This window comes from Polyangium jinanense, from assembly GCF_028435265.1.
Classification (GTDB): domain Bacteria; phylum Myxococcota_A; class Polyangia; order Polyangiales; family Polyangiaceae; genus Polyangium; species Polyangium jinanense.
In genome coordinates, this window is the sequence record NZ_JAGTJK010000067.1 from 1 (window position 1) to 25,205 (window position 25,205).

General features: G+C 69.1%; 19 protein-coding genes. 12 read left to right on the plus strand and 7 right to left on the minus strand.

Annotation, left to right across the window (positions count from 1 at the left end; translation table 11 throughout):
* Window positions 1-365: 365 nt before the first annotated feature.
* Entirely contained in the window at window positions 366-1,607 is a 1,242-nt protein-coding gene (locus tag KEG38_RS55895) for a C1 family peptidase (RefSeq protein WP_272427823.1), read from the minus strand.
* Window positions 1,608-1,836: 229 nt separating this feature from the next.
* Between KEG38_RS55895 and KEG38_RS48760 the strand changes: the two genes are divergently transcribed.
* Complete coding sequence (locus tag KEG38_RS48760; RefSeq protein ID WP_272427824.1) at window positions 1,837-2,532, plus strand: hypothetical protein; 696 nt, start codon at window positions 1,837-1,839, stop codon at window positions 2,530-2,532.
* A gap of 393 nt (window positions 2,533-2,925) precedes the next feature.
* Window positions 2,926-5,277, plus strand: coding sequence for a M4 family metallopeptidase (locus KEG38_RS48765; protein WP_272427825.1), 2,352 nt, complete (start codon window positions 2,926-2,928; stop codon window positions 5,275-5,277).
* A gap of 395 nt (window positions 5,278-5,672) precedes the next feature.
* Here KEG38_RS48765 and KEG38_RS48770 read toward each other — a convergent pair whose 3' ends face one another.
* Both KEG38_RS48770 and KEG38_RS48775 read right to left on the minus strand, forming a co-directional pair.
* Window positions 5,673-6,503 carry a hypothetical protein gene (locus tag KEG38_RS48770; RefSeq protein WP_272427826.1) on the minus strand — a complete coding sequence of 277 codons (831 nt, stop codon included), beginning with the start codon at window positions 6,501-6,503 and terminating at the stop codon, window positions 5,673-5,675.
* A 230-nt stretch (window positions 6,504-6,733) separates the two neighbouring features.
* Entirely contained in the window at window positions 6,734-8,407 is a 1,674-nt protein-coding gene (locus KEG38_RS48775; RefSeq protein WP_272427827.1) for an aminotransferase class I/II-fold pyridoxal phosphate-dependent enzyme, read from the minus strand.
* Window positions 8,408-8,538: 131 nt separating this feature from the next.
* On the opposite strand from KEG38_RS48775, the gene KEG38_RS48780 reads away from it, so the two are divergent.
* The 10 genes from KEG38_RS48780 to KEG38_RS48825 all read left to right on the plus strand — a co-directional run bounded on the left by KEG38_RS48780 (window position 8,539) and on the right by KEG38_RS48825 (window position 21,553).
* On the plus strand, window positions 8,539-9,900 hold the full coding sequence (locus tag KEG38_RS48780) for a sigma-54-dependent transcriptional regulator (RefSeq protein ID WP_272427828.1): 1,362 nt from the start codon (window positions 8,539-8,541) through the stop codon (window positions 9,898-9,900).
* 140 nt (window positions 9,901-10,040) lie between these two features.
* Window positions 10,041-11,588 (plus strand): aminopeptidase, encoded by a 1,548-nt coding sequence (locus KEG38_RS48785; protein WP_272427864.1) that lies wholly within the window; start codon window positions 10,041-10,043, stop codon window positions 11,586-11,588.
* A gap of 126 nt (window positions 11,589-11,714) precedes the next feature.
* A complete protein-coding gene (locus tag KEG38_RS48790; protein ID WP_272427829.1) occupies window positions 11,715-13,043 on the plus strand; it encodes a PhoH family protein in 1,329 nt (442 codons plus the stop codon).
* A 5-nt stretch (window positions 13,044-13,048) separates the two neighbouring features.
* Entirely contained in the window at window positions 13,049-14,146 is a 1,098-nt protein-coding gene (locus KEG38_RS48795) for a tyrosine/phenylalanine carboxypeptidase domain-containing protein (protein WP_272427830.1), read from the plus strand.
* Window positions 14,147-14,212: 66 nt separating this feature from the next.
* On the plus strand, window positions 14,213-15,610 hold the full coding sequence (locus KEG38_RS48800; RefSeq protein ID WP_272427831.1) for a hypothetical protein: 1,398 nt from the start codon (window positions 14,213-14,215) through the stop codon (window positions 15,608-15,610).
* 48 nt (window positions 15,611-15,658) lie between these two features.
* Window positions 15,659-16,609, plus strand: coding sequence for an ion channel (locus tag KEG38_RS48805; RefSeq protein ID WP_272427832.1), 951 nt, complete (start codon window positions 15,659-15,661; stop codon window positions 16,607-16,609).
* Between the two features lie 334 nt (window positions 16,610-16,943).
* On the plus strand, window positions 16,944-19,307 hold the full coding sequence (locus tag KEG38_RS48810; RefSeq protein ID WP_272427833.1) for a Tex family protein: 2,364 nt from the start codon (window positions 16,944-16,946) through the stop codon (window positions 19,305-19,307).
* A gap of 45 nt (window positions 19,308-19,352) precedes the next feature.
* Window positions 19,353-19,952, plus strand: a complete 600-nt coding sequence (locus KEG38_RS48815) for a Uma2 family endonuclease (protein ID WP_272427834.1) — start codon at window positions 19,353-19,355, stop codon at window positions 19,950-19,952.
* 26 nt (window positions 19,953-19,978) lie between these two features.
* Window positions 19,979-21,148: a hypothetical protein gene (locus KEG38_RS48820; RefSeq protein WP_272427835.1), complete on the plus strand. Its 1,170-nt coding sequence runs from the start codon at window positions 19,979-19,981 to the stop codon at window positions 21,146-21,148.
* 42 nt (window positions 21,149-21,190) lie between these two features.
* Window positions 21,191-21,553, plus strand: a complete 363-nt coding sequence (locus tag KEG38_RS48825) for a hypothetical protein (protein WP_272427836.1) — start codon at window positions 21,191-21,193, stop codon at window positions 21,551-21,553.
* A gap of 3 nt (window positions 21,554-21,556) precedes the next feature.
* Here the strand turns inward: KEG38_RS48825 and KEG38_RS48830 are convergent, their stop codons facing one another.
* From KEG38_RS48830 to KEG38_RS48845, 4 genes are all read right to left on the minus strand, one after another.
* A complete protein-coding gene (locus KEG38_RS48830; RefSeq protein WP_272427865.1) occupies window positions 21,557-22,375 on the minus strand; it encodes an indole-3-glycerol phosphate synthase TrpC in 819 nt (272 codons plus the stop codon).
* A complete protein-coding gene (trpD, locus tag KEG38_RS48835; RefSeq protein WP_272427837.1) occupies window positions 22,375-23,436 on the minus strand; it encodes an anthranilate phosphoribosyltransferase in 1,062 nt (353 codons plus the stop codon). The genes KEG38_RS48830 and trpD overlap by 1 nt, the downstream gene beginning before the upstream one ends.
* Window positions 23,433-24,053 (minus strand): anthranilate synthase component II, encoded by a 621-nt coding sequence (locus KEG38_RS48840; protein WP_272427838.1) that lies wholly within the window; start codon window positions 24,051-24,053, stop codon window positions 23,433-23,435. Before KEG38_RS48840 ends, trpD begins: the two co-directional genes overlap by 4 nt.
* A 153-nt stretch (window positions 24,054-24,206) precedes the next feature.
* Window positions 24,207-25,133 carry an alpha/beta fold hydrolase gene (locus KEG38_RS48845; RefSeq protein WP_272427839.1) on the minus strand — a complete coding sequence of 309 codons (927 nt, stop codon included), beginning with the start codon at window positions 25,131-25,133 and terminating at the stop codon, window positions 24,207-24,209.
* Window positions 25,134-25,205 lie beyond the last annotated feature (72 nt).

Sequence of the window (25,205 nt, forward strand, 5' to 3'; positions counted from 1 at the left end):
TTCGCTGGGGCGTTGCCCCAGGCCCCACCAGGGGCTATCCGCCCCTGGACCCGGACCAGCGCAAGCGCTGGACCCGGGGTCGATGAACTGCGCAACGCGCAGTTCATCGAACAGGCCGAGTCAAGACCAGCGACGACCCTGCCCATCAAGACCGCGGCGCTGACGATTCAACGGGCCACGTGCCCGTCGCCAGCGTGCAACGCACCTCCATGGTCTTGCCACCGGCCTGTGGGAAGAACTGCGCATCGCGCAGTTCTTCCACCACGAGTCCAGGGCTTGCCCTGGTTTGGGTCGAGGGGCGAACAGCCCCCGCGGGGCCCGGGGCAGCGCCCCGGCGCAGCGCCCCGGCGCGGCGAGGTGATGAATCAGAAGCCGCTGGGAACGGCCACGCACTGGCCGGGGACCAGCAGGTTCGGCACCGTGCCTGCCGGGCAATTGCCGACCGGCGGCAGACTGCTCGGCGGAGGGATCGCGCCGGGCGCAGGAACCGCGCCGCCGCTCGGGAGAGGCAGGCATACTCCGAACACGGCCGTTTGCCCCTGGGGGCAGCTCGCGACGGGTACGTTCGGGGCTGGCGGCATCGAGGGCGGCACGTACGGCGCGCCTGCTGCGTCCGTCACGCGGACGCGATACGCGTGGAGCAGATGCGTTCGCATCATCGACTCGGGGATCCACAGATATCCGCCGAGCCCCCACTGCGTCCCCCAGCTATTCTGGAACAGGAACTCCCGCCCCGTCGGCCCCATGCGATAGCCCTGCAGCACCACCGCGTGGCCGATGCCGTCCTGGCGCGGATAGTACGGCAGGTATCCCGATCGCACGCTGTTCCAGTCCCACGCTTGCCGATCGAACGCGAGCGCGACCCACACGGCCTCCCCCTCCGCGAGCAGGAGCGCCATCTGGTCGATGTCCTTTGCCTCCATGTATTCGAGCGCGTCGATGCGGTAGGCGCCCATCGAGTCGGCGCGCGCTCGCTCCGACAGCAGCATCGGGTCGTTCGCGCCGGAGCCCGGGACGACGCCCGCGTCGGACTGACAATATCCGCCATGCGCCGGCGACGAGATGCGGCACGCCTTCACCTTGTCGAAGGGCCACACCGGATCGACGGCGAGCGGTCGGCCCTTGAGGACGCCGAGATCGTTCGGCTGCGTGTAGGTCGCGAAGATGTGCAGGGGCGACACCACGTCGTAGCGCCCCCGCCGCCGGATCGCGTTGTCCATCACGGACGACATCGCGAACCCCGAGCACGCCCCGACCGGGTTTTGATCCTTCACCGGGCCCGTCAGCCCCTGCGCGCGATGGTCCACCTGGGCCGGCAGCGAGCCTGCCGCGATCGCCCTCGGCACGTACGCGACGGCGTTCGTGGCCGTCCGGATCGCTGCACAATCGATGAGCCGCGTCACCTCGGGCGGCAGCCCCGGGAGCGGGCACGGCATCGTCTTCTGCGCCGCGATGATCATGTCCAGCATCGCCGAGCCCAGCGCCGGCTGCGCGGGTTGCGCCTGCGGCATGGGCTGCGTCGGATACGGCTGCGCCACGTAGGGCTGCTGCGGCGGCGCGGGTGGCGGGCTCTTGGAGCAGGCCGCGAGTAGCGAGGCCGTGAGCACGAGCGCCCGCGGTGCGAGGCGGGGGTGGCGGTCGGAGCGAGGCGAGCTTGGCATACGTACGGATGAACGCAGCGGGTCGGCGGATGTTACACGACTGTACGACGCCCGAGCACGATCCTGCTCCCGCCTTCGCCCTCCGCCCTGGGTGGCTATGGCCGGGCGCCCTTGAACCCCTCGCCTTCCCTCCCGTAGAGTGCCCGTCTCGATCGGCGCACGCCGTGACATCGCCATGAATCCGCGTTCGAAAACCTTCGTCGCCACCTTCCTCGGCCTCACCGCTTCCCTCCCCGGCTGCACGAGAGACGCCGTTCCGCAAGGCTCGCCGCCCCTTCTGCCGGCGAGCGCGTCGATGGCCGAAGCGCCCGCGCCTCCGGCGGTGAACCACGCCTCGGAGCGGCTTGATTGCGAATGGGTCCGCAAAAAGGACAACTGCTGGCAGACGATGAAGCGTGAGATCCGCGCCTGCCTCGGCCCTCTCCCGATCGAGGGCATGCTCGCGCGTGACGGAAAAATCTGCACGGCCTCGAATGCGGAGGTGCTCTTTCGACCCGAGACGCCGAAAGCGCCCACCTGGGTCCTCGACATCGAGGTGCGCGTCGCGAACAAGACCTGCTTCCGCTATCGCGACACGGGCCCGGAGACAGGGACGAGGACGGACACGCCTCGGGTACACGTCCTCGAGGGGCCGACCGGCGCGACGATTTCGTTCACGTCGGGCATGCCCCCCACGCTCGTGTGCCCCGACGGATCGACCTTCCGCGCGGGCCCTGCGGACCTGGGCCTCGAGGGATGCACCACGGAGCGTGTCTGGGAGGGCGCGCTTCCGCTGGGTGTAGGAAACTTCCACCCCGACACGTCTCCGATCTGGCTGTCGCTCGATCCACGCTGGGGGCACGTCTTCGATTGCGAGCGTCCGCGCGACTGAAGCGTCGGACGCCCGACGAGAACGCCGGCAGGTCACGCGAGCAACAGCCGACTGGCGGCTGAGCGGGGGGCCCCGCACAGGCGGGGCCCTTTGACACCTTGGCGCGCCCGTAAGGCTCGGCTACCTTCGCGTACGTGTGACGTAACCGCTCGTAACCGGCGGCGCTCCTCTCCTCAACGCATACTGCCTCCGTCAGCTCGATGCGCTCGTGGGATGGCGCTCGAGACCCGGTCCAGTGCATTGCGGCGCGGAGGCCACGGCAATCATGCGTCCATCGAGCACGGCTCGACGGATACAAAGGAGACGGCATTGACTCGCAATAAACTCATTCGGGGTCTTGGTCTGGCTACGGTGATCCTTGCCGCGGCGGCATGCCAAGGTACGGACGCGGAGGTGGACGATTTGCGCGACAGGCACAGCTCGGACATCCCAGCGCATCTGGCAGCGCTGCCAGATGCGGAGGTGGTGCAGCTCGACGACGACGCGATCCCGCGGTTCGTCACAGGGAACCTGGGCCGACTCGCGACGGCGGCTCACGTCGAAAAGACCGATTTCGGCGCGGTTCTCTCGGACATCGCCCCGGTGTTCCGCGCGGACGCGAGCGAGCTCTCGCTCCGGCGTGCCCGGATCGACGAGCAGGGGGACCAACACTTCCGCTTCTCGCAGACCAAGAACGGCTTGCCCGTCATCGGCGCGGAGCTCGTGCTTCATGTGCGGGACGGGGTGATCATCGCGGCAAACGGCGGCGCGCGGAGCGACCTACCGGCGGACGAGCTGCCCTCCATCGAGCTTTCGGACGCGCTCGGCGCGGCCCGGGACAGCTCCGAGGCGGCGGACGTCTTTGTGGAGGACGAGGCGCCGCTCGCCTATTACGCTGCCAGAAAGCGGCTCGCGCTCGTGTATCGAGTCGAGGTTCGCGGCCGGCTCGAGGACGGGACTCCGGTGCGGGACACCGTGCTCGTGGACGCGGCGGACGGCTCGATCGCGCTCCGGATACCGCACATCCACACCGCCAAGAACCGGCAGGTGTATACGGCCAGCAATTTGCCCGAACTCCCGGGGTTCCCCGTCCTCCCGGGCACGCTGGTGCGGAGCGAGGGGCAGGCAGCGAGCAGCGATACCACCGTCAACGTCAACTATGACTGGCTCGGCAAGACCTACGACTGTTACAAGAACCTGTTCGGCCGCGACTCCTACAACAACGCGGGCGCCGCGCTCGTCAGCACCGTTCATTACGACATCAACTACGTCAACGCGTACTGGGACGGGACGCAAATGGTGTTCGGCGACGGGGACGGCGTGAACTCCTCGAGCCTGGCTCATTCGATGGATGTGACGGCCCACGAGCTCACCCACGCTGTCACCGGCAGCGAATCGAACCTCACCTATTCAGGCGAGTCCGGCGGCCTGAACGAGGCGATGAGCGACATCTTCGGCGCGGTCTGCGAATGGTACCGCGATGGCCAGGTGGTGAATGGCAAGACGTGGATCGTGGGCGATGAGGTATGGACGCCGGCGACTCCGGGCGACGGCCTGCGCTACATGGCGAACCCTGCCCAGGACGGCGAATCCCTCGATTTCTACAACAGCAGCGCCGGCTCCGCCGACGTCCACCTGAGCTCGGGTATCGCCAATCTGGCGTTTTACCTTCTCTCGCAGGGCGGCACCCACCCGCAGGGCAAGTCTTCCGTCAACGTGACCGGCATCGGCATCCTCAAGGCGGCCCGGGTCTTCTACAAGGCGAACGTCGACATCCTGACCTCGAGCGCAAGCTTCCTCGACGCCAAGAACGCGACGGTGCAGGCGGCGACGCAGCTCGGGTTCACCCAGGCGGAGATCGACGCGGTCGCCAAGGCCTGGGACGCCGTCGGCGTCGTCCCGCCGCCGCCGCCCCCGGCCACCCCGCTCCAGAACAATGTGCCGCTGACCAACCTGAGCGGGAACTTCGAAGGCGCAAAGTATTACACGCTCGACGTCCCCGCGGGCGCCACGAATCTGGTCTTCACGACCAGCGGCGGCACCGGCAACGTCTTCATGGACGTCCAGTTCGGCTGGCCTTCGTTGGGCCAGGCTTGCGTGCCGACCGGCAGCGGAACCTCGCTGACCTGCACCGTTTCCAGCATTCAGGCGGGTACCTATTACGTGATGCTCCTCGGCTTCCTCCCCTATTCGGGCGTCACCCTGAAGGGCTCGTTCACCGCGCCTGCGGCCACCACCGCCGACCTCGTGATCAACGAGATCGACTATGACACCGTCGGCACGGATAGCAGCGAATACGTCGAGATCTACAACCCGGCCGGCGGCGCCGTCAGCCTCTCCGGGTGCGCGCTGGTCCTCGTCAACGGCGCGAACGGCGCTGTTTACAGCACAGTGGACCTGAGCCCGGCCGGCTCCCTCGCCGCCGGGCAATACCTCGTGGTCGGGGCGAGCGCGGTGGTGGTGCCCGCCGGCGCGAAGAGGATCAATGTCCCCACGTCGACGAACATCCTTCAGAACGACACGGAGGGCGTGGCGCTGGTGTGCGGCTCGAGCGTCGTCGACAAGCTCTCCTACGAGGGCAACGTCACCGCGGCGACCATTCCGGGCGTGGGCACCGTGAGCTTGGTGGAGGGGACGGCGTTCGCCACCGCGGATAGCAACACCTTGACCCGCTCGCTTTGCCGCCTGCCAAACGGCGCCGATACGGACAACGCCTCGGTCGACTGGGGCACCTGCTCGAGCCTCACCCCGGGCGCTCCCAACTGAAGCAATTGGTCTCATCTGGGAGCCGCTTCGCTGGGGCTTTGCCCCAGGCCCCACCGGGGCTATCCGCCCCTGGACCCGGACCAGCGCAAGCGCTGGACCCGGGGTCGATGAACTGCGCGATGCGCAGTTCATCGAACAGGCCGAGTCAAGACCAGGGACGATCCTGCCAGTCAAAACAGCAGCGCTGACGTCTCGACCCATGACGCCGACGGCGTGAAACACACCCTCGCGGTCTTGCCACCGGCCTGTGGGAAGAACTGCGCATCGCGCAGTTCTTCCCCAAATGGTCCAGGGCTTGCCCTGGTTCGGGTCGAGGGGCGAACAGCCCCCGCGGGGCCCGGGGCAGCGCCCCGGCGCGGCGGTTTGCGATGAGGCGGCTCCGTATCAGCCGACGATCACAGGCATTCGTTCGAGATGCAGTCCTTGCCGGGCGGGCAGGGGGTATCGAGGTCGCACTCGGGGTTGACCTCTTCGTTCGTCTTGCAGATCCCCTGAGCGCAGGCGACGAAGCGATTGTCGATGAGCTTGCAGGCGTTGAGATCGCCGCAGGGGTAATGGCAGTAGCCGTCTGCGCCGCACTGGGCTGCGCCGGGGCAGGGCTCCTTGCCTGGACCGCAGCCGGGGATGGGGGAGGGATCGGGGATGCAGCCGCCGGCCGTGCTGTCGCAGATCTCGCCGGCTGGGCAGTCGCTGTGCTTGGTGCAGGCCGGCTCGCAGATGCCGTCGATGCAGGCCTCGTTGCTCGCGCAGGGCTTCATCGGACACGCGGTCACGGGGTCGGCGGCGCAGACACCCTTGTCGCAGACGTACCCAGATTGGCACGGACTGTTCTCGTCGCAGCCGACCTCGCACTGCCCGTTTGCGCAGACCTTGCCGGGGCCGCATTCGTAGCTGTGGTTGCAGCCGACGAGACAGAGGCCCTCCAGGCAGACCTGGCCGGAGGGACAGTCGCCATTGTCGACGCAGGCGCAGGTGGTCACGTTCGGGTCGCACGTGGGATTGCCGCCGCCCTGGCCGCCCTGGCCGCCGCCGCCGCCTTGGCCCACGTTGGGATTGGCGGGGTGACAGCCGTAGCCGTCGCAGATCATGCAGTTTTCCCCGTTCGCGTCGCATTCGATCTGGGCGTCGGCGTCGGAACAACCGCCGTAGCCGCTGCCGCTCACGGCGAGGACGAGGAACAGGGCGCTCGGGCCGACAAGCTTGGCGAAGGATGGACGCAAGAACATGAAAACCCTCCAGCGACGGACGCGCCGCAACGAGCGCGCGGGGCGCCTGCGTATTCGTACCACGGGGGTGCGTAACACGCACCGTGCCACCGTCTTACGTTGCTTGGGGTGCGGCGTTCACGCGTCGCTGTGAACGCCGGGCTACGCGTCATGGTACGCGCGCGTTCACGCGGAGGGAGTCGGTAGAGCGTCCAGAGGGGACGACGGACGCTCTTCGGGGAAGCGTGGCGCTACGAGATCACGCCGAACTTCTTACCGACCTTCTCGAATGCTTCGAGCGCGCGATCGAGGTGGTGACGCTCGTGCGTCGCCATGTAGCTCGTACGGAGAACCTGCTGCTTCGGGGGGACGCCGGGCGTGATGAATGGGTTCACGTAGATCGAGTGCTCGTCGAGCAGCGTCTTCCACATCATCACGGTGCGCAGGTCGTCGCGGATGTAAATCGGGATCACGGCGGTCTCGGTCTTCCCGAGCTCGAAGCCGAGACGGCGCAGCTCGTTCCGCATGTACGTGAAGTTCTCGCGCAGCTTTTCCTGCCGCTCGGGCTCCTCCTGCATCACCTCGAGCGCGGCCATCGCCGCGGCCACGCTCGGCGGCGCGGCGCTCGCGGCGAACAGGAAGCTATAGGCGAAGTGCTGAATGTAATCGAGCACCTTGCGTTCGCCGACGAGCCAGCCGCCGATCGACGCGAGCGATTTCGAGAACGTCCCGCCGATGAGGTCGACCTGATCCGCGACCCCGAAATGGGCGGCGGTGCCGCGGCCGCCGGGCCCGATCACGCCGAGCGCGTGCGCGTCGTCCACGAGGAGCCGCGCCTTGTGCTTCTTCACGACCGAGGCGATGCCGGGCAGGTTCGCGATTTCGCCCTGCGCGCTGAACACGCCGTCCGTGATGACGAGCGCGCCTTCGCTCGTGTCGAGCTCGGAGAGGGCCTGGTCGAGCGCCTCGGGATCGTTGTGCCGGTAGCGGACCATGCGCGCGCCGGCGGCTTGGCCGAGGCGGACGCCGTCGTAGATCGAGGCGTGGTCGTCCTTGTCGATGACGGCGACGCTCTTCTTGTTGGAGAGCAGCGCGCTGATCGTGGCGATGTTGACCTGGTAGCCCGTGGTGAACACGAGCCCCGCCTCCTTGCCGTGGTAGGCCGCGAGCTTCTGTTCGAGCTCGTTGTGCAGACGCATCGACCCGTTCACCAGCCGCGAGCCGGTCATGCTCGTGCCGTACTTGTCGATCGCGTTCTTCGCGGCTTCGCGGACCTTGGGGTGCGTGGTCAGCCCGAGGTAGTTGTTCGAGCCGAGCATGATGACCTTGCGGCCTTCGAGCTGCGCTTCCGGCCCGTTGTTGAAGTCGAGCGGGCGGAAGAACGGGTAGACGCCCATGGCGCGGGCGTTGTCCGCGGTCATGAACTTGTAACACTTCTCGAAGACGTCCCGGCCGCCGATGCGCGAGAGCGACGTGCGCGACGCCATCTGCTGGGCGAGTTTTTCCTCCGCCGCGCTCCCGGGGCCCGCGGGCTTGGGCGCCTCGGTGCTCGTCGCTTCCCCGTTCGTCGCGGCATGCGCGGCCGCGCCGTTCGTCGCGGCTCCGTTCGTCGTGGCGTGCGCGGCGGCGCCGTTCGTCGCGGCCCCGTTCTCCTTCGCCTCGGCCGGTTTCGCGGCGGGTGCGGGGCTCTTGCCGGCCGCGCCCACGACGTCGTCGCCGCCATCGAGGGCCGGGTCGATCGTGGGCAGCGCGTGGCCGTTGAGGAGGATGCTCCAGGCTTCGGAGGCGCGTTCGGCGGCCGCTTCGAGCCGGCCTCGCGCGTCCATGAGGCCCGTCGCCACCTGCATCACGCGGTCGTTGCTGATGAGGCGCATCACGGCGCTGGAGGACGAGAGCTTTTTTCCCAGTCGATCGATCACGCTCATGAAAAGATCCTCGGCCCCCGCCGCATCTTCCGGACCCGGGGATACGGCTCATGGAAGCCCCTGTCAATCGTGCCTCCAGTGCAACCGTTGCAGGGTAGCCTCGATCCGTGTAGAAAAGTTTGCGAGGATCCATGCGTCGAGTCCTGCTCGTCGACGATGAAGAGAACTTGCGGGTCGTCGTTCGCTCCTTCCTGAAGCGCGACGGCTACGAGGTGGAGGTGGCGTCGGGGGTCGAGGAGGCGCTCGCGCTCCTCGAATCCTTCGGTCCGGATTTCATCCTCACGGACGTGCGGATGCCCCGGCTCGGAGGGCTCGATTTGCTCGCGACCCTCAAGGCGAAGGGTGATCCGGCGACGGTCATCGTGATGAGCGCGTACGGCAACGTCGACCTCGCCATCGAGGCGATGAAGTCCGGCGCGTACGACTACATCCAGAAGCCGTTCAAGGCCGAAGAGCTTTTGCTCACGCTGCGCAAGGCCGAGGAGCGGGAGACGCTCCGCCGGGAAAACCGCGCGCTCAAGCAGGAGATCCTGCGCGAGAGCACCTTCGAAGAGATCCTCGCGAAGAGCGAGAGCATGCAGGCGATCTTCAAGACGATCGCCAAGATCGCCGACTACAAGACCACGGTGCTCGTGACCGGCGAGAGCGGCGTGGGCAAGGAGCTCGTGGCGCGGGCCCTCCACCGGCGGAGCTCGCGGCGCGGCGGGCCGTTCGTCGCGGTGAACTGCGGGGCGATCCCCGAGAACCTGCTCGAGAGTGAGCTCTTCGGTTACCGCCGCGGCGCCTTCACGGACGCGACCACCGACCGCGTCGGTCTCTTCGAGCAGGCGAACCACGGCACGCTCCTGCTCGACGAGATCGGCGAGCTGCCGCTCTCGCTCCAGGTGAAGCTGCTCCGGGTGCTGCAGGAAGAGACGATGCGGCGGCTCGGCGACTCGAAGGACATCAAGGTCGACGTGCGGATCATCGCCGCGACGCACCGCGACCTGCACGCCGAGACGCAAGCGGGTCGGTTCCGGGAAGACCTGTTTTATCGGATCAACGTCCTGCCGATCGGCATCCCGCCGCTCCGCGAGCGGCGCGAGGACGTACCGCTGCTCGTCGAGCACTTCATGAATCGCAACAACGCGCGCTTCGGGACGAACATCCGCGCGCTCTCGCCCGAGGCGCGCCGCCTGCTCCTCGAGTACGGCTGGCCGGGCAACGTGCGCGAGCTCGAAAACACCATCGAGCGCGCCATGGTCCTCGCCGAGAAAGACAGCATCGAGGCCGACGACCTTCCCGAGCGCATCCGCGAGGCGCGTGATCCGATCCAGCTCCACCTGACGAGCGGGGAGCTTTCGATCAAGAAGACCGCGCGCGTCATCGAGGAGATCCTCATTCGCCGCGCGCTGCAGAAGACCAAAGGCAACCGCACGCGCGCCGCCGAGGTGCTCGAGATCAGCCACCGCGCGCTGCTCTACAAGATCAAAGACTACCGCATCGATCTCTGAGCCCAGCGCTCCGGCGCGAACCGAGCTACGCGGGATCCCTCGAAGCGGCGGTTTTGTGCCATGGGATTGAAAGCGTCAGCGGACCGACACGGTGCCTGACACGTCGCGAAAAATTGAGTAACTTTTCGACTGTGACGACCATGAAGGGTCCGCCCGGCGCCACGGGACCGACACCTCCTTCGCCGGGGCGCGGGTCGTCGCGGCGAGCGTTCTCCGAGCTTCCTCCGAGCAGCGAGCCGAAGGCCGCGCGCGAGCCTTCCTCCCCGACGAACCCGGACGACAAACCCGTGTCCACGTCGAGCGGCAAACCGTTCTACACGCCGCCCCCGCAGCGCGGGCCGACGCCGACGCCGCCGCCGCCGGCCACGCGTCCGACGAACCCGGCCTCCATTCCGCCGCCGCCGATGCCGTCCTCGGGGCTCGGTCGCTCGACGCCGCTGCCGCCGTCGCCCGCGGGGTTTTCCCGTGGCGTGACGCCGCCGCCGCCTTCGACCACCCCTCGCTCCTGGGCCCCGTCGACGCAGAAGCGCAACACGTCGCACCCGTCGTCACAAGGGTCACAAGCGCCGCGGGCCATCTCCACGATCCCGCCGCCGCCGACCTCGCCGCCGCCCCCGTCGTTCGCGCATTCGACGTCGCGGCCGCCGGCGCCGCCGCGGGCGCAGACGCTCCTTTCGGCGCGGCCGACGGTCGACCCGGGGCTCGTGACGCCGGCGGCGCGCGTGCTCGACGAGCTCGTCGCGCTGGAGACAAACGAGCGGCTGCTCATCGTGCACGACCGGCAGAACGAGGACGTCGCGCGCGCGTTCGAGCAGGTGGCGCAGGAGCGGCGGGCGCGCGTGGAGCGGATCGACGTGGAGGCGCTCGCGCCGCGGCCGTGGGGGCGCTGCCCGCAGGAGGTGCTCGCGGCGGTGCCGGGCGCCGATGTGACGTTGTTTGCCGCGACGTACGAGGAGGGGGAGTACGACGCGCGGCACTCGTTCGTCATGGCGGCCACGGCGAACCGCGCGCGGCACGTGCACATCGTGGGGACGAGCCGGCGCGCGTTCGTGAACAGCATGCTGGCGAGCTCGACGCGGGTCTTCGATCTGATCGCGGCGCTCCGGAACGCGATGAAGCCGCATTCGAAGCTCCAGGTGCGCTCGCAGGCGGGCACGTCGCTCGAAGTCGAGATGGCGCCGAACCTCCGCTGGTTCGCGAACGGGAGCATGATCCGCTCGGGCCAGTGGCTGAACGTGCCATACGGCGCGCTCGTGACGTCGCCTGGGCAGGTGACGGGCACGTACGTGGTCGATGCGTCGATGGGCGGCGGCTACGGCTCGCGGCTCGGCTCGCTGTCGAGCCGGCCGATTCGACTCACGTTCGAGGGCGGGCGGGTGCAGCGCGTGGAATGTCGGGACGCCACGGTGAAGGCGTACGTCGAGAAGTTCATCAATGAAGCGATGGGCCACGATCGGGTGGGACTGCTCTCGCTCGGAGCGAACATCGGCATCGCGGCGCCGCTCGGCGAGCTCATCCACGACGAGAACATGCCGGGCTTGCACCTGTCGCTGGGCGAGAACTTCGCGTCGCGGACCGGGGCGCTCTGGACGTCGCACGGTCAGCTCGCGTTCGCTGCGGCCGACACGGACGTCGACCTGGACGGCGAGCCGCTCATTCGCCACGGACGCTACGTGCGAATGGTATAGCCTTGCGCAGTTCCCCGTCGGGGGGTACGCCGCCTGGCCGTCATTCCTGACAACGATTGGGGCTCTGCTCGGACAAGCCGAGCTACGCCCCGAACCCCACTTGCAACGGGCCGAAGAAGCTCAGCCATGAGGAAAAACTACGTCCTCGACGCCAACGTCCTCCTCCACGACCCGCACGCGATCTTCAAGTTCGAGGACAACGACCTGATCATCCCGATCTACGCGATCGAGGAAATCGACCAGTTCAAGCGGGAAGGGAGCGAGCGGGGGCGCAACGCGCGCACGATCGCGCGATTGCTCGACGGCCTGCGCAGCGCCGCGGGCGCGCTCTCCGTGGGCGTGCCGCTCGAACGAGGAGGCTCGCTCCGGATCGCGATCCCCGAGCGACGGCCGAACGCGCTCGTGGGGCTCGATTCGAAGTCGCAGGACCTCGCGATCTTGCAGGTCGCGATCGACGTCCGCGACAAGGACAAGAGCAAGCCGACGATCTTCGTCACGATGGACACGAACCTGCGCATCCGAGCGGACGCGCTGGGGGTGACGTCGGAGACGTACGAGAGCCAGAACGCGCCCGATCCGGAGAACGAGCTGTCGGTGCTCGAGGTCGAGGTGCCGGGGACCGACGTGGACCTGTTTTTCCAGCACGGGTTCGTCGCGGCGCCCCACCGCTCGGCGCTCTATCCGAACGTGGGCGTGCTCCTGCGTGACGAGGCGAGCGCGACGCACACGGCGCTCGGGCGGTACGACGCTTCGAAGGGGCAAGTCGTGTCGCTGCGTACGCCGCGCGACGGGGTGATGGGCGTCCGGCCGCGCAACAAGGAGCAGGCCTATGCGCTCGACATCTTGCTCGACGACACGATCCGGCTGGTGACGCTCATCGGCAAGGCGGGCACGGGCAAGACGCTCCTCGCGCTGGCGGCGGGGCTCAAGCGGACGGTGGAGGACGGCGTCTACTCGCGGCTGCTCGTGAGCCGGCCGGTGATGCCGCTCGGCCGGGATCTCGGGTTCTTGCCGGGCGACGTCGACGAGAAGCTGAACCCGTGGATGCAGCCGATCTTCGACAACCTCGAGTTCTTGTTCTCGAGCGGAGCCACGCGCGGCAAGAGCAACGCGGACGGGCGCGGGTTCGTGCAGCTTTTGGAGAGCGGCATCGTGCAGGTCGAGCCGCTCACGTACATCCGCGGCCGCAGCTTGCCGCATCAATACCTCATCGTGGACGAGGCGCAGAACCTCACGCCGCACGAGGTGAAGACGATCATCACGCGCGCGGGCGAGGGGACGAAGATCATCCTCACGGGGGATCCGCACCAGATCGACAACCCCTACGTGGATCACGCGTCGAACGGGCTCAGCGTGGTGGCCGACAGGTTCAAGCAGGAGCAAATCGCCGGGCACGTGGTGCTCGCGAAGGGCGAGCGCAGCGAGCTCGCGGAGCTCGCGGCGAACTTGCTGTAGGGACCGTGCCGCGCGCCTCTGGCCCTCACTCGTCGCAATGGATCACGGACGCGGGGAACGCGCTCGTGCAGGCGGCCTCGCGCGTGCGCATGATCATGTGCACGACGCCGACGAACCTGCGGGCGGAGCTCGATCGGCTGGGCAGCGCGTGGGCGCGGGGTGATCACGAGGCGCCGCGGTTCTCGTACGAGCCGCCGCCCGATCACGACGGCCTCGTGGGCGCGCTCGGGGAGCTCGCGGCGTTCCTGGAGAACGAAGGGCCGCTCGGCGCGGTGTACGCCGGAAGGGCCCGGGAGATTGCGGCGGAGGCGCGGGTCTGCTCGGCGGTCGGGACGAAGGAACTCTGGGCCGCGGCGAGGAAAAGGTTTGGCCGGCGCGACCATTACGATGACGCGGCGGACGACCTCGCGCGGCGCTGGCTCTCGGAGCCGCCGCCGCGCGTGTCCGAAGAGGATGCGCCCATTCGCAGCGACGACGAGGCGGACGAGGGATCGCTGCTCGTGCGGATGCGCGCGGAGATCGGGGCGCGGCGCCTGCCATTCCGGGTGGTCGTGGTGCGGGATCTGTCGTCGCTCGCGGCGACGGGCGAGAGCGTCGTGCAGGTCGCGGCGGGGCGGTCCATGACGCGGGCCGACGTGGAGCGGACCGTGCTTCACGAGATCGAAGGGCACGTGCTCCCGCGGTGCCGGGCGGCGGAGATGTCGCTCGGGATCTTCGTGATCGGCACGCAAAGCGGCGCGGATGATCAGGAGGGGCGCGCGCTTTGGCTCGAGCGGCGCGCGGGTGCGCTCGTGGGCGGGCGACGGCGCGAGCTTGCGTCCCGGCACGTGGCGGCGCGGACGCTCGAAGCGGGGGCCGATTTCGTGGAGGCGGCGCGGCTCCTGCTCTCGCACGGGGCGAGCGTTCCGGACGCGCTTCGCATCACGGCGCGCGTGTATCGCGGGGGCGGGCTCGGGCGCGAGATCGTGTATTTGCCGGCGCTGCTCCGCGTGGAGGCGGCGCTCGCGGTGGATCCGGCGCTCGACGGGGTGCTCGGCGCGGGGCGCGTATCGGTCGACGCCGCAGCCGTGCTCCGGCCATTTGCGTCCCGCGCGGGTGCGTGACCGGCGGAAGGCCTTTCTGTTAGCGTCGCGATGAGGGCTTTTCCTTTTCGTGACGTGAGGTGACGCGTGTCCTTCCTTCGCTTGCTCGGGCTCGTGGGGCTTTCGGCGTGGTTCGTGGGTTGTGGCAACGAGGTCGCGGAGACCTCGTTCGTGGATCCGGGCACGGCGCTGTGGGCGCGCCGGTTCGGGCGCGGGAGCTACGTCGAGCCGGTGGGGCTCGTCGGCGTCGCATCGGGCGGCGTGGTCGTGTCGGGCCGCTTTTATGGAGACGTCGATCTCGGCGGGGGCACGCTGCCCGGGCCGGGGAACAATTATCAAGCGTACGTCGCGCGGTACGACGGCGAAGGCAATCACGTCTACAGCCGCGCGTTCGGCGCTGAATTCGCGGAGATGTCGAACGACGTCGCGGTGTTCCCGGACGGCTCCGCGCTGATCGTGGGGACGTTCGGCTGGCCGGTCGATCTCGACGGGATCACGCTGCCATGGGGCGGCAGTGACGACGCATTCGTGGCGAAGCTCGATCCGGCGGGGAAGGTGGTCTGGGCGCGGACGTTCGGCGGTGCGGGGGTTCAACGCGGCACGGCCGTCGCGGCGATGCCGGACGGGGGCGCGGTCGTCGCGGGGCAGACGTTGGGCGAGGTGGATCTCGGGATCGGCGAGCCGCAGGACACTTCGTTCGGCAGCTTCGTCGTGCGCCTCGACGCGAAGGGCGCGTCCTCGTGGTCGCAGATGCTGAAGGGCGGCGGCGAAGTCGTGACCGTTGAGGACATCGCGGTGCAGGGGGAGAGGATCGCTGTCGTGGGGCAATTCATGAACGCCATGGTGGTGGGCTTCGAAGACCAGCTTGTGCAATCGAACGGGTTTCAGGACGGGTACGTTGTGACGTACGATTCCGATGGAAAACCGCTCTGGTTCCACGTGATGGGAGCCGCGGGGTATTACGACGATGCGAGGAGCGTCGCGTTCACGGCCGATGGCGGGCTCGTGATCACGGGAGACGTCGAGGGGAACGTCGACCTCGGCGGTGGATTCATCCAGGCGGTGGGCGAATACGACACGAACACGTATCTCCTGGAGCTCGACGCGGCTTCGAATCACCGGCGGAGCGTCCTTTACGGGGGCGACGGCTGGGATCGTGGGCACGGCGTCGCGGTGACGGCCGGCGGGGGCGTGATCATCACGGGAGAGATGGCCGGGCGCATGTCGTTCGGCGAGGCGAGCCTCGCGGCGTCCGAGGCCGAGATCTGGGGCGACGCATTCGTGGCGGAGCTCGACGCGGACAGGAATCCCGTATTCCTGCGTCGCTTCGGCGGGTCGGAGATGCAAATGGGGCAGCGGGCCGCGGTGGACGGAGAGGGGCGCGTGTACATCGCGGGGACGGCGGTCGGCGCCGTGGACTTCGGACTCGGGCCGACGCCCAGCTCGGGGTACTACGAGACGTTCCTGGTCGCCCTCGCGCCCTGAGCATCGTTTCCCCACGTCGCGCGGACTTCCGCTACGCTCGCCGGCACGATGAGCCAAGCAGAGGTCCCTCCATCTCCTCCCCCGAAGGCGACGAAGTGGACGCGGACCTTGACCCGCAGCGGAGAGTTCGCCGGCATCGCGATCCAGGGGCAAATCACGTCGTGGCACGACTTCTACCATGCGGTGATGAAGGCCCGGTGGCCGGTCGTGGCCCTTTCGCTTTTCACGGCCTACCTCGCGACGAACCTCATGTTCGCGTTTCTGTATCTCCTCGGCGGGGATGCCATCGCGAACGCGGAGCCGGGGTCGTTCACGGACGCGTTTTTCTTCAGTGTTCAAACGATGGCGACCATCGGCTACGGGGCGATGGCGCCGAAGACGCTCTACGCGCACGTGCTCGTGACGATCGAGGCGATCTTCGGGCTTTTTGGCCTGGCGCTGGCGACGGGCATCGTGTTCGCGAAGTTCGCGCGGCCGATGGCGCGGGTCGTGTGGAGCGACGTCGCGCTGCTCTCGAAGCGCAACGGCGTGCCGCACCTCGTGTTCCGCGTGGCGAACGCGCGCGCGAACCAGATCGTGGAGGCGAGCATCCGCGTCTGTGCGCTCAAGTTCGACACGACGAGCGAGGGCGAGCGGATGCGGCGGTTCTTCGATCTCAACCTGCTCCGCGCCACCAACCCGATCTTCGCGATGACGTGGACGGTGATGCATCCGATCGACGAGCACAGCCCGCTCCACGGGATGACGGTCGAGGAGCTCGGCCAGGGGAACGTGGAGATCCTCGCGATCCTGACGGGCCTCGACAGCACGTTCGGGCAGACGATTCACGCGCGGTACGCGTACGCGGCGGACGACATCGTGGAGAACGCGCGCTTCGAGGACATGATCGTGGTGCTGCCGGATGGAAGGCGCGGCCTGGACATCACGCGCATCAGCCTGTGGACCCCGCACGAGCCGAAGGTCGAGGCGGCCGAGAGCGAGGCGCCGAAGGCGGCCTGACGAGAGCAGACGCCCGAGCGGTTGAGCAAGGCATCCTGGACCTTGGCGCGGACGAACCCATATCGACGAACGCCGCGGCGACGGCCTGCTCCAGGCGAGCGCGTTCGGTATCGGTCTCGGTGCGCTCGCTTCTCCGAACGGAACCGCCAGATATCGGATCGTCCCATTTCCGCGGCACCCGTCACGAAGGCAAACGCTTCGGTCCGATGACACGCCGAGTTCTCCGCGAGACGGAATCGCGGGTGCGCGAGGCCACGGGCAAGCTCCGGCGCCGCGTCTGACGCGGTTTTCCCCCTGGACAACCGTCCAGCCCGTGCCTAAAGCCACCCCTCCCATGACTGCCACGACCGACTCCACCACGGTGGCCTCGCCCACGATCACGCTGCCCGCTTTCGACCCCGTCCCGACGCTTTCGGAGGAGCTCACGCTGCCCCGATCGGGCGTCTCGGCAGTGGTAAAGCTGCTCGCCGAGGGCGCGACGGTGCCGTTCATCGCGCGGTACCGCAAGGAGGCGACGGGCGGGCTCGACGAGGTGCAGATCCGCGCCATCGAGGAGCGTCGCACGTACCTCGTGGAGCTCGACGAGCGGCGCCGGCAGGTGCTCGATGAGATCGGCAAGCAAGGCAAGCTCACGGACGAGCTGAAGAAGAAGATCGTCGGCTGCGCGACGAAGGCAGAGCTCGAAGATCTCTACCTGCCGTTCAAGCCGAAGCGCAGGACGCGCGCGATCATCGCCAAGGAGCGCGGGCTCGAGCCGCTCGCGGACCGGATCTGGTCGCAAGCGAAGGAAGGCAGCCCCGACGAGGAGGCGAAGGCCTTCGTCGACGCGGCCAAGGAGGTGCCCGACGTCGCGGCGGCGCTCGCGGGCGCGCGCGACATCTGCGCCGAGCGGATCGCGGAGAACGCCGACGTGCGCAAGACCGTGCGCGAGGCGTACATGCAAGACGGCGTGATCCGCGTGAAGAAAAACGAGGAGCACGAGGGCAAGGCGACGAAGTTCGATACGTACGCGACCTTCGAAGGGCCCGTCGCGGGCATGCCGTCGCACCGCTACCTGGCGATCCGCCGCGGTGAAGCCGAGGGGATCCTGCGCGCGTCGGTGGATCTCGATGGCGAGAGGCTGTTCGCGCCGATCGGCAAGATGAGCGGGCTCGACGGCGGCTCGCCCTGGGCGGGCGAGCTCGGCAAGGCGGTGAGCGACGCGTACAAGCGGCTGCTCGCGCCGAGCGTGCAGATCGACGTGCGCGTGGAGCTGAAGCAGCAGTCGGATCGCGCGGCGGTCGAGGTGTTCGCCCAGAACCTGCGGGAGCTCCTGCTCGCGGCGCCCTTCGGGACGCACGCGGTGCTCGGGATCGATCCGGGACAACGCACGGGCTGCAAGTGCGCGGTCGTCGACGACACGGGCAAGCTGCTCGCGAACGAGACGATCTACCTCGTGCAAGGCGCCGACGCGGAGGAGCGCGGCAAGCGCACGATCCGCGACCTGTGCCGGAAGTACGGCGTGAGCGCGGTGGCCGTGGGCAACGGGACGCACGGGCGCGAGACGGAGCAGTTCGTGCGCGATGTGCTCGCGGCCGAGGGGCTGAAGGAGATCTTCTGCGTGCCCGTGAGCGAGGCCGGCGCGAGCGTGTACTCGGCGAGCGACGTGGCGCGCGAGGAGTTCCCGGATCTCGACCTGACGGTGCGCGGCGCGATCAGCATCGCGCGGCGGCTGCAGGATCCGCTCGCCGAGCTCGTGAAGGTCGATCCGAAGAGCATCGGCGTCGGGCAGTACCAGCACGACGTGTATCAGTCGCTGCTCGCGCGCAAGCTCGACGAGGTCGTGGAGAGCTGCGTGAACATGGTCGGCGTGGAGCTCAACACGGCGAGCGCGCCCTTGCTCTCGCGCGTGGCGGGCATCGGTCCTTCGCTCGCGAAGAAGATCGTGTCGCACCGCGATCAACACGGCGCGTTCTCGAGCCGGAAGAAGCTGCTCGACGTGGCGGGCCTCGGGCCGAAGACGTTCGAGCAGTGCGCGGGCTTCTTGCGCATCCGCGGAGGCGAGCATCCGCTCGACGGGAGCGCGGTGCACCCGGAGCGTTACGCGCTCGTCGAGAAGATCGCCGGAGACCTCGGCGTGCCCGTCGCGTCGCTCGTGGGCGACACGAAGCTCATCGGGCGCATCGATCCGAAGAAGTACATCGGCGGCGACGTCGGCGAGTACACGATGAACGACATCCTGGTCGAGCTGAAGAAGCCGGGGCGTGATCCGCGCGCGAGCTTCGAGCCGCCGAAGTTCCGCGACGACGTGCGGACGATGGAGGACCTGAAGCCCGGGATGGAGCTCGAAGGGGTGGTCACGAACGTGACCGCGTTCGGCGCATTCGTGGACGTGGGCGTGCACCAGGACGGGCTCGTGCACGTCTCGCAGCTCGCGGACAGGTTCGTGAAGGATCCGAGCGAGGTGGTGAAGGTCGGCGACAAGCTGAAGGTGCGCGTGCTCGAGGTGGACATGGTGCGCAAGCGCATCTCGCTGACGGCGCGGAAGGGCGAACGCCCGCAGCCGGGGGCGCAGTCGCAAAGCGCGCAGCAGGGGCGCGGCGGGCAAGGGCCGCAGCAAGGGCGCGGAGGGCCGCAGGGCAAGGGCGGTCCCCAGGGCAAACCCCAGCCGCAGGGGAAGTTCACGAACAACCCGTTCGCGACGCTCCTGAAGCGGTAGGCGGGCGGGCAGCGCGGGGTCGCTCGCTCGTGCTATTTCCGTGGCATGGGGGACCCCGCGCCGAAGCACCGTACGTTCGAGGAGCTTCTCGCCGAGATCGATCGCCTGCCCGAGTACCTGAGCGGGGAGATCCTCGAGCCGGGACAGCTTCGCGTGTTACCTCGGCCTGATGCGCCGCATCGGCGAGCCGTAGCCCAGTGCGAGCGGGCCCTCTACTACCTCAGCCCGATGGACACCCCCGGCGACGGAGCATGGTGGATCGAGCGCGAGGCGGCCATTCGCTTCGGCGATCGGCTCTTCAACCCCGACCTCGCCGGCTTTCGCGTTACACGCTCTCCTGAGCAGCCCGACGAGTACCCCATCACGCTGCTCCCCGATTGGTGCTGCGAGGTTCTCTCGCCGTCGACCGCTCGCGACGATCGCCGGATCAAGCTGCCGCACTACGCGCGATCCGGCGTGGGCTGGGTGTGGTTGATCGATCCGGAGATCCGTCTGTTGGAGGTTTGGCAGACCGAGCGCGAACGCCCCCTGCTCGTCGCATCCGCCGCCGAGGATGAAACTCCCCGCCTGCCGCCCTTCGACCTCGAGATCAACCTCGCACCCTTCTGGATCCTCCCCAAGCCCGTCGAGCCCTCTTCTCCCTGATCCCGCCCGCCAGTACCCTGCGCGGCATGTCCGATACGGCCGTCGAGACCGCGGTCGCGCACCTCTCCCCCGACGCGCGACGCTTGCTCTGGATCCTCACGCGCGCGCTGCCGCCCGTGCCCGAGACGCTCGTCGAAAAGGTGTTTGCGCGCGAGTCGGTGGAGGACGAGAGGTTCCGCCAGATCGGTCGCATGATGGCCGCGTTCGAGCGGATGCCGCCCGAGTCGCGGCCCGAGATGCCCGCCATGCCCGAGGAGGTGAAGCGGCGCATCGCGGCCCTGCGGGAGGCTGGGGAGCCCGAGAGCCCGGATCTCGAGCCGCTCCTCGGTGAGCTCGTGGAGGCGCGGCTCATGACACGCGCGCCGCTGCTCGAAGGGGGTGCGGCGATGGGTCTGGAAGCGACGGAGGCGGCGGCGATCGCGGTGGCGGCGTGGATGGAGGCGCGGCCGGACGAGCGCGCAGGGCAGGACGAGGCCGCGGTGAAGGTCGCGTTCGGCGAGCGATACGGCGCCGCGTTCGTCGCGTCCGTCGAGGGCAAGGTGCCCGGCGGGACGAAGGAAGCGGGCATCGAGGCCGGGATCACGGCGACGTCGTATTTCCTCGGCGCGGGCGCGTTCGCGGCGCTCGCCTCGATGTTCGGCGAGGCCGTGCGCGCGGCGAACGACGCATCCATCGTCGGGCCGGTCGCGGGGGCCGTGGAGGAGAAGGGCGGGCTCGACGCGCTGCTCGGCGCGTTCGACGCGCAGAACGACGCGCTCGGCCACGCCGGGACGCTCGCTGCGCTCGCGGGGTACCACAAGGACGCAGGCGACCTCGGGAAGGCGATCGTGCTGGAGCAGCGATCCCTCGCGCCGCTCGCCCGGCTCGACAACGTGGTGCCGCGGGCGATCGTGCACCTGCGTGTGTCGGAGCTCCTGGAGGTCGCGTCGCGCAAGGAAGAGAGCGCTGCGCACCTCGCGGCCGCGATCCTGTACAGGGCGCTCTCGGGCGTGGATTTCCGCGCGGAGATCCGCGCGCTCGTGGTGCGGCTCGGTCGGGATCGCGGGTACACGCTCCCCGCCGCCGCGGCGTTGCTCGAGGATCCGTCGTTCGCCGATCTCGCGCGGTTCGTGCAGACGAAAGGCGTGCCTGTCACGGACGTGCAGGCCGATCTCGATGCGCTCACGGCGCAACTGAAGCAGCACATCGGCGTCTGAAGGCTTTACGAGGTCGCCTCGGCGGGGCATGAGGATCGCTCGATGCGTACGATCCTGCCGCTGCTCTTCGTGTTCGCGTGTAACTCCGCGTCGCCTTCGGGCCCGAGGAACGCGGAGGACATTCGTCCCGCCACAGACACACAGCCCCCGGCCGCGCCGTCGCCCACGGGATCCTCGACGGAGGCGGCTGCTCCAGGCGATGCGGCCTGCAGCACGGACGCGGATTGCGCGCCGGCGGCGTGTTGCCACGCAGCGTCGTGTGTCGCGCGGAGCGCGGCGCCCGATTGCAGGGCCGTGCTGTGCTCGATGGAGTGTCGGCAGGGGACGATGGATTGCGGCGGCGGATGCATGTGTCAGGGCGGTCGCTGCTCGGCCCGGATGATGTCGGGGCCCGCGGCGATGTGAGGATCAGCGGGCGGCGGCGCGCGCGACCATCGCGGCGAGCAGCGGGCCCGGGTCGTCCTGCCGCATGAGGGCCTCGCCCACGAGCGCCGCGTCGGCGGGGCCTTGCGCGATGCGCGCGACGTCGGGCGGCGAGGCGAGTCCAGAGAGGTGCACCCGCGCGGCGCCACGATCGGCGCGGGTGAGCACACGCTCGGCGCGCGCGTGATCCATGGCGAGCGTGTCGAGATCGCGCGCGTTGACGCCAAGGACACGCGCGTGAGCGCGCTCGGCCGCTGCGAGCTCGTCCTCGGTCGCGACCTCGACGAAGGGTTCGATCCCGAGATCCCGCGCCGCGTCCGCGAGCCGCGCGAGAGCCTCGGCCGAGGTGATGCGCGCGATCAAGAGCGCCGCGTCCGCGCCGTGCGCCGCGGCCATGGCGAGCTGGATCGGGTCCAGGATGAACTCCTTGCAGAGGAGCTTCGGCCGCGCCGCGCCGAAGGCCGCGTCGAGCGCGTCACGGCATGCTGCGAGGTCGTCGTACGAGCCGCCGAAGAACGGACCGTCGACGAGCACGCTGATCATCGCCGCGCCAGCTTCCGCGTATCGCTGCGCGCGCTCGGCCGGCCTCAGCAACGACGAGAGCGCGCCCACCGACGGCGAACGTAGCTTCACCTCGGCGAGAAGCCGCAGCGCCCCGCCCTCGGGCCGGCGGAGCGCTTCGAAGACGCCGCCTGAAGGCACGCGCGTCGTGCGCGGCGGAGGCGCGGCGAGCAGCGCTGCGATCTCAGTGCGCTTCGACGCGAGGATCGTGTCGAGGACGCGCTTTGCTCCCTGCCCGTCCATCACGCCGCCTCCGGCTCTCGCACGCGCAGCGCGGCATCACGGAGCGATGCGAGCCTGCGCATGGCCGCGCCGCTGTCGAGCGCCGCCGCTGCTTCCGCCGCGAGATCCGGCCAGTCGCGCGGGTCGTCCGTCTCGCGGAAGATGGCGAGCGCCGCGGCCGCGTTGAGCACGATCGCGCACCGCGCCGGGTGCGGCTCGCCGCGCAAGACGGCGAGGATCGCCTCGGCATTCTCCGCGGCCGAGCCGCCCTGGATCGCGCCCGGCGGCGAGACCGGCAGGCCGAAGTTCTCGGGCCGCACGACCATCTCGCGCAGCGATCCACGCGCGAGCTCCGTCACGCGTGTCGGCCCGAACGGGCTCACCTCGTCGAGCCCATCCTCGCCGCGCACGACCCACGCGCGCCGCACGCCGAGCTCGGCCAGCGTCGCGGCGAAGATCGGGCGGAGCGCGTGATCGTACGTGCCGAGCAGTTGATGCGTCGTGCACGCCGGGTTCGAGAGCGGCCCGAGCGCGTTGAAGATCGTGCGGATCGCGAGCTCGCGCCGCACCGGCGCGCCGTGCCGCATCGCCGGGTGGTGCGCGGGCGCGAACAGGAACGCGATGTGCGCCTCGCGCAGCACCTCGGCCTGGCGCTCGGGCGGCACGTCGATCGGCACCCCCAGCGCTTCGAGCACGTCGGCGCTTCCCGATCGGCTCGAAACGCTGCGGTTTCCGTGCTTCGCGACGGGCGCGCCGGTCGCGGCGCAGACGAGCGCCGCCGCCGTCGACACGTTGAGCGTGCCGAGCCCATCGCCCCCGGTCCCGCACGTGTCGAGGACCGCGGGCAGCCCGTGATCGACACGCACCATCACTGCGCGCATCGCCTCGGCCGCCGCCGCGATCGTGGAGGCGTCCTCGCCGCGCAGGCGCAGCGCCACCACGAACCCGGCCACTTGCACCGGCGTCCACGCGCCCGCGAGGATCGCGTCGAACGCGCCACGCACGATCGCGCGCGGGAGCGCTCGCTTCTCCCGCGCGATCTGCTCGAACACGTGGGCGAAGCAGGCGACGTCCGCGCTCACAGGAGCGCTCCTGCGAGCGCTCCTCCCGTCCGAGCACGGGCGTGCTCCTTCACGAGATCGAGCCAGTTGTGGAGCAGGTCCATCCCGCGCGTCGTGAGGATCGACTCGGGGTGGAACTGCACGCCTTCGATCGGCAGCCGTGCGTGGCGCAGGCCCATGATCTCGCCCTCGGTCGTCCACGCCGAGACCTCGAGCTCGCTCGGCAGCGAGCTCGGCTCCACGATGAGCGAGTGGTACCGCGTGGCCACGAAGGGCCGCGGCAGCCCCGCGAAGATCGTTCGCCCGTCATGCTCGATCGGCGACGTCTTGCCGTGCATCACGCGCCCTGCGCGCACCACGTGCCCGCCGAACACCTGCGCGATGGCCTGATGGCCGAGACAAACGCCGAGCAAGGGACGCTCGCCGCCGAGCGCCTCGATGATCTTCAGGCTCACGCCTGCCTCGTTCGGCGAGCACGGCCCGGGCGAGACCAGGATGCCGTCCGGGTCGAGGGCGCGCGCGCCGTCCACGTCGATCGCGTCGTTCAGCCGCACGACGCACTTCGCGCCCAAGATCTCCAGGTATTGAACGAGGTTGTAGGTGAACGAGTCGTAGTTGTCGACGACGAGCAGCCGCATCGATCCCACCTTGCTAGCGATGGACGAACGCGCGCCCGTGCCGAGACGCGGGCCGCGATCCTCCATCCCCCCGACCACAAACTAGCACCCGCGCCACGGCGCGGCCGGCCGCTCGACGTGCCTTTTTCGCGGGAAATTCAGGCAAATCGAGCTCTAATCGATCGTCGTTCCGCCCGCGCCCGGCGCGGCCTTCGCGAGGAACTTTTCGAGCCGCAAGCTCACGAGCTCGGGGAACTCGACCGCCGTGTAGTGCGTGCCTCCGCGCACGACGTAGAGCTCCGCCCCGGGGATCTGCTTCGCCATTTCCTTCGCGAGCGAGGCCGGCGTCATCGCGTCGCGATCCCCCGTCACGATGAGCGTGGGCACGTCGATCGTGCCGAGCACGTCCGAGGCGTCGTGATCACCGAGCGCGCGGAGGTTGTGGAAATACGCCTCCATGTCGAGCGCGCTGAAGCCCTGGACGAGCTCGTTGAAGACCGCGTCGTCGAGCGACTCGTTCATGACGCCCATGGCCTTGAGCCACCCGAGCGCCTCGGGCACGTCCGCGGCCCTGCGCGTGACCTGCGACGCGAGCGCATGCACGCGGCTGCCGAACTCCACGAGCGAAGGAAGCACGGTCTTCATGCCCGGGAGCGGGCTCACCGTGTCGAGCGGCCGTCCGCTCGTGCCGTTCAGCAGCACGATGCAACGCGCCCGATGTCGCGCCTTTCGGTACGCTTCGAGCACGACCTGGACCCCCATGCTCCAGCCGACGAGCGCCGCGCGCGGCTCGCCTTCGGCATCCAGGATCGCAAGGAGATCCTCGGCGTGACGCGTGATCGCATACGACGCGGGCGAGCCCTCCGGCGGACGCGCGGAGGCGAAGAGGCCGCGGTAGTCCCACGTGAGGAAGCGGTAGCGCCCGCGCAGGTGCTCGATCTGCGCGCTCCACGTGATGTGCTGGCCCCCGAGCCCGTTCGCGAGCAGGACGACGGGCGCTCCCGGATACGGGGATCGGGTGGCGTAGTACGTGATCCGCGTACCGTCCGGCGCCGTGACGGCGCGGGTCTCGACGGCGAGGGGCAGACGCGGAGGAAGCATGCGTTCCGGTAGGTACCACCCCGGCTGCGCGTCGTCGTCGAGAAACCAAGGAAACGCCGGGCTCGGGCTTCC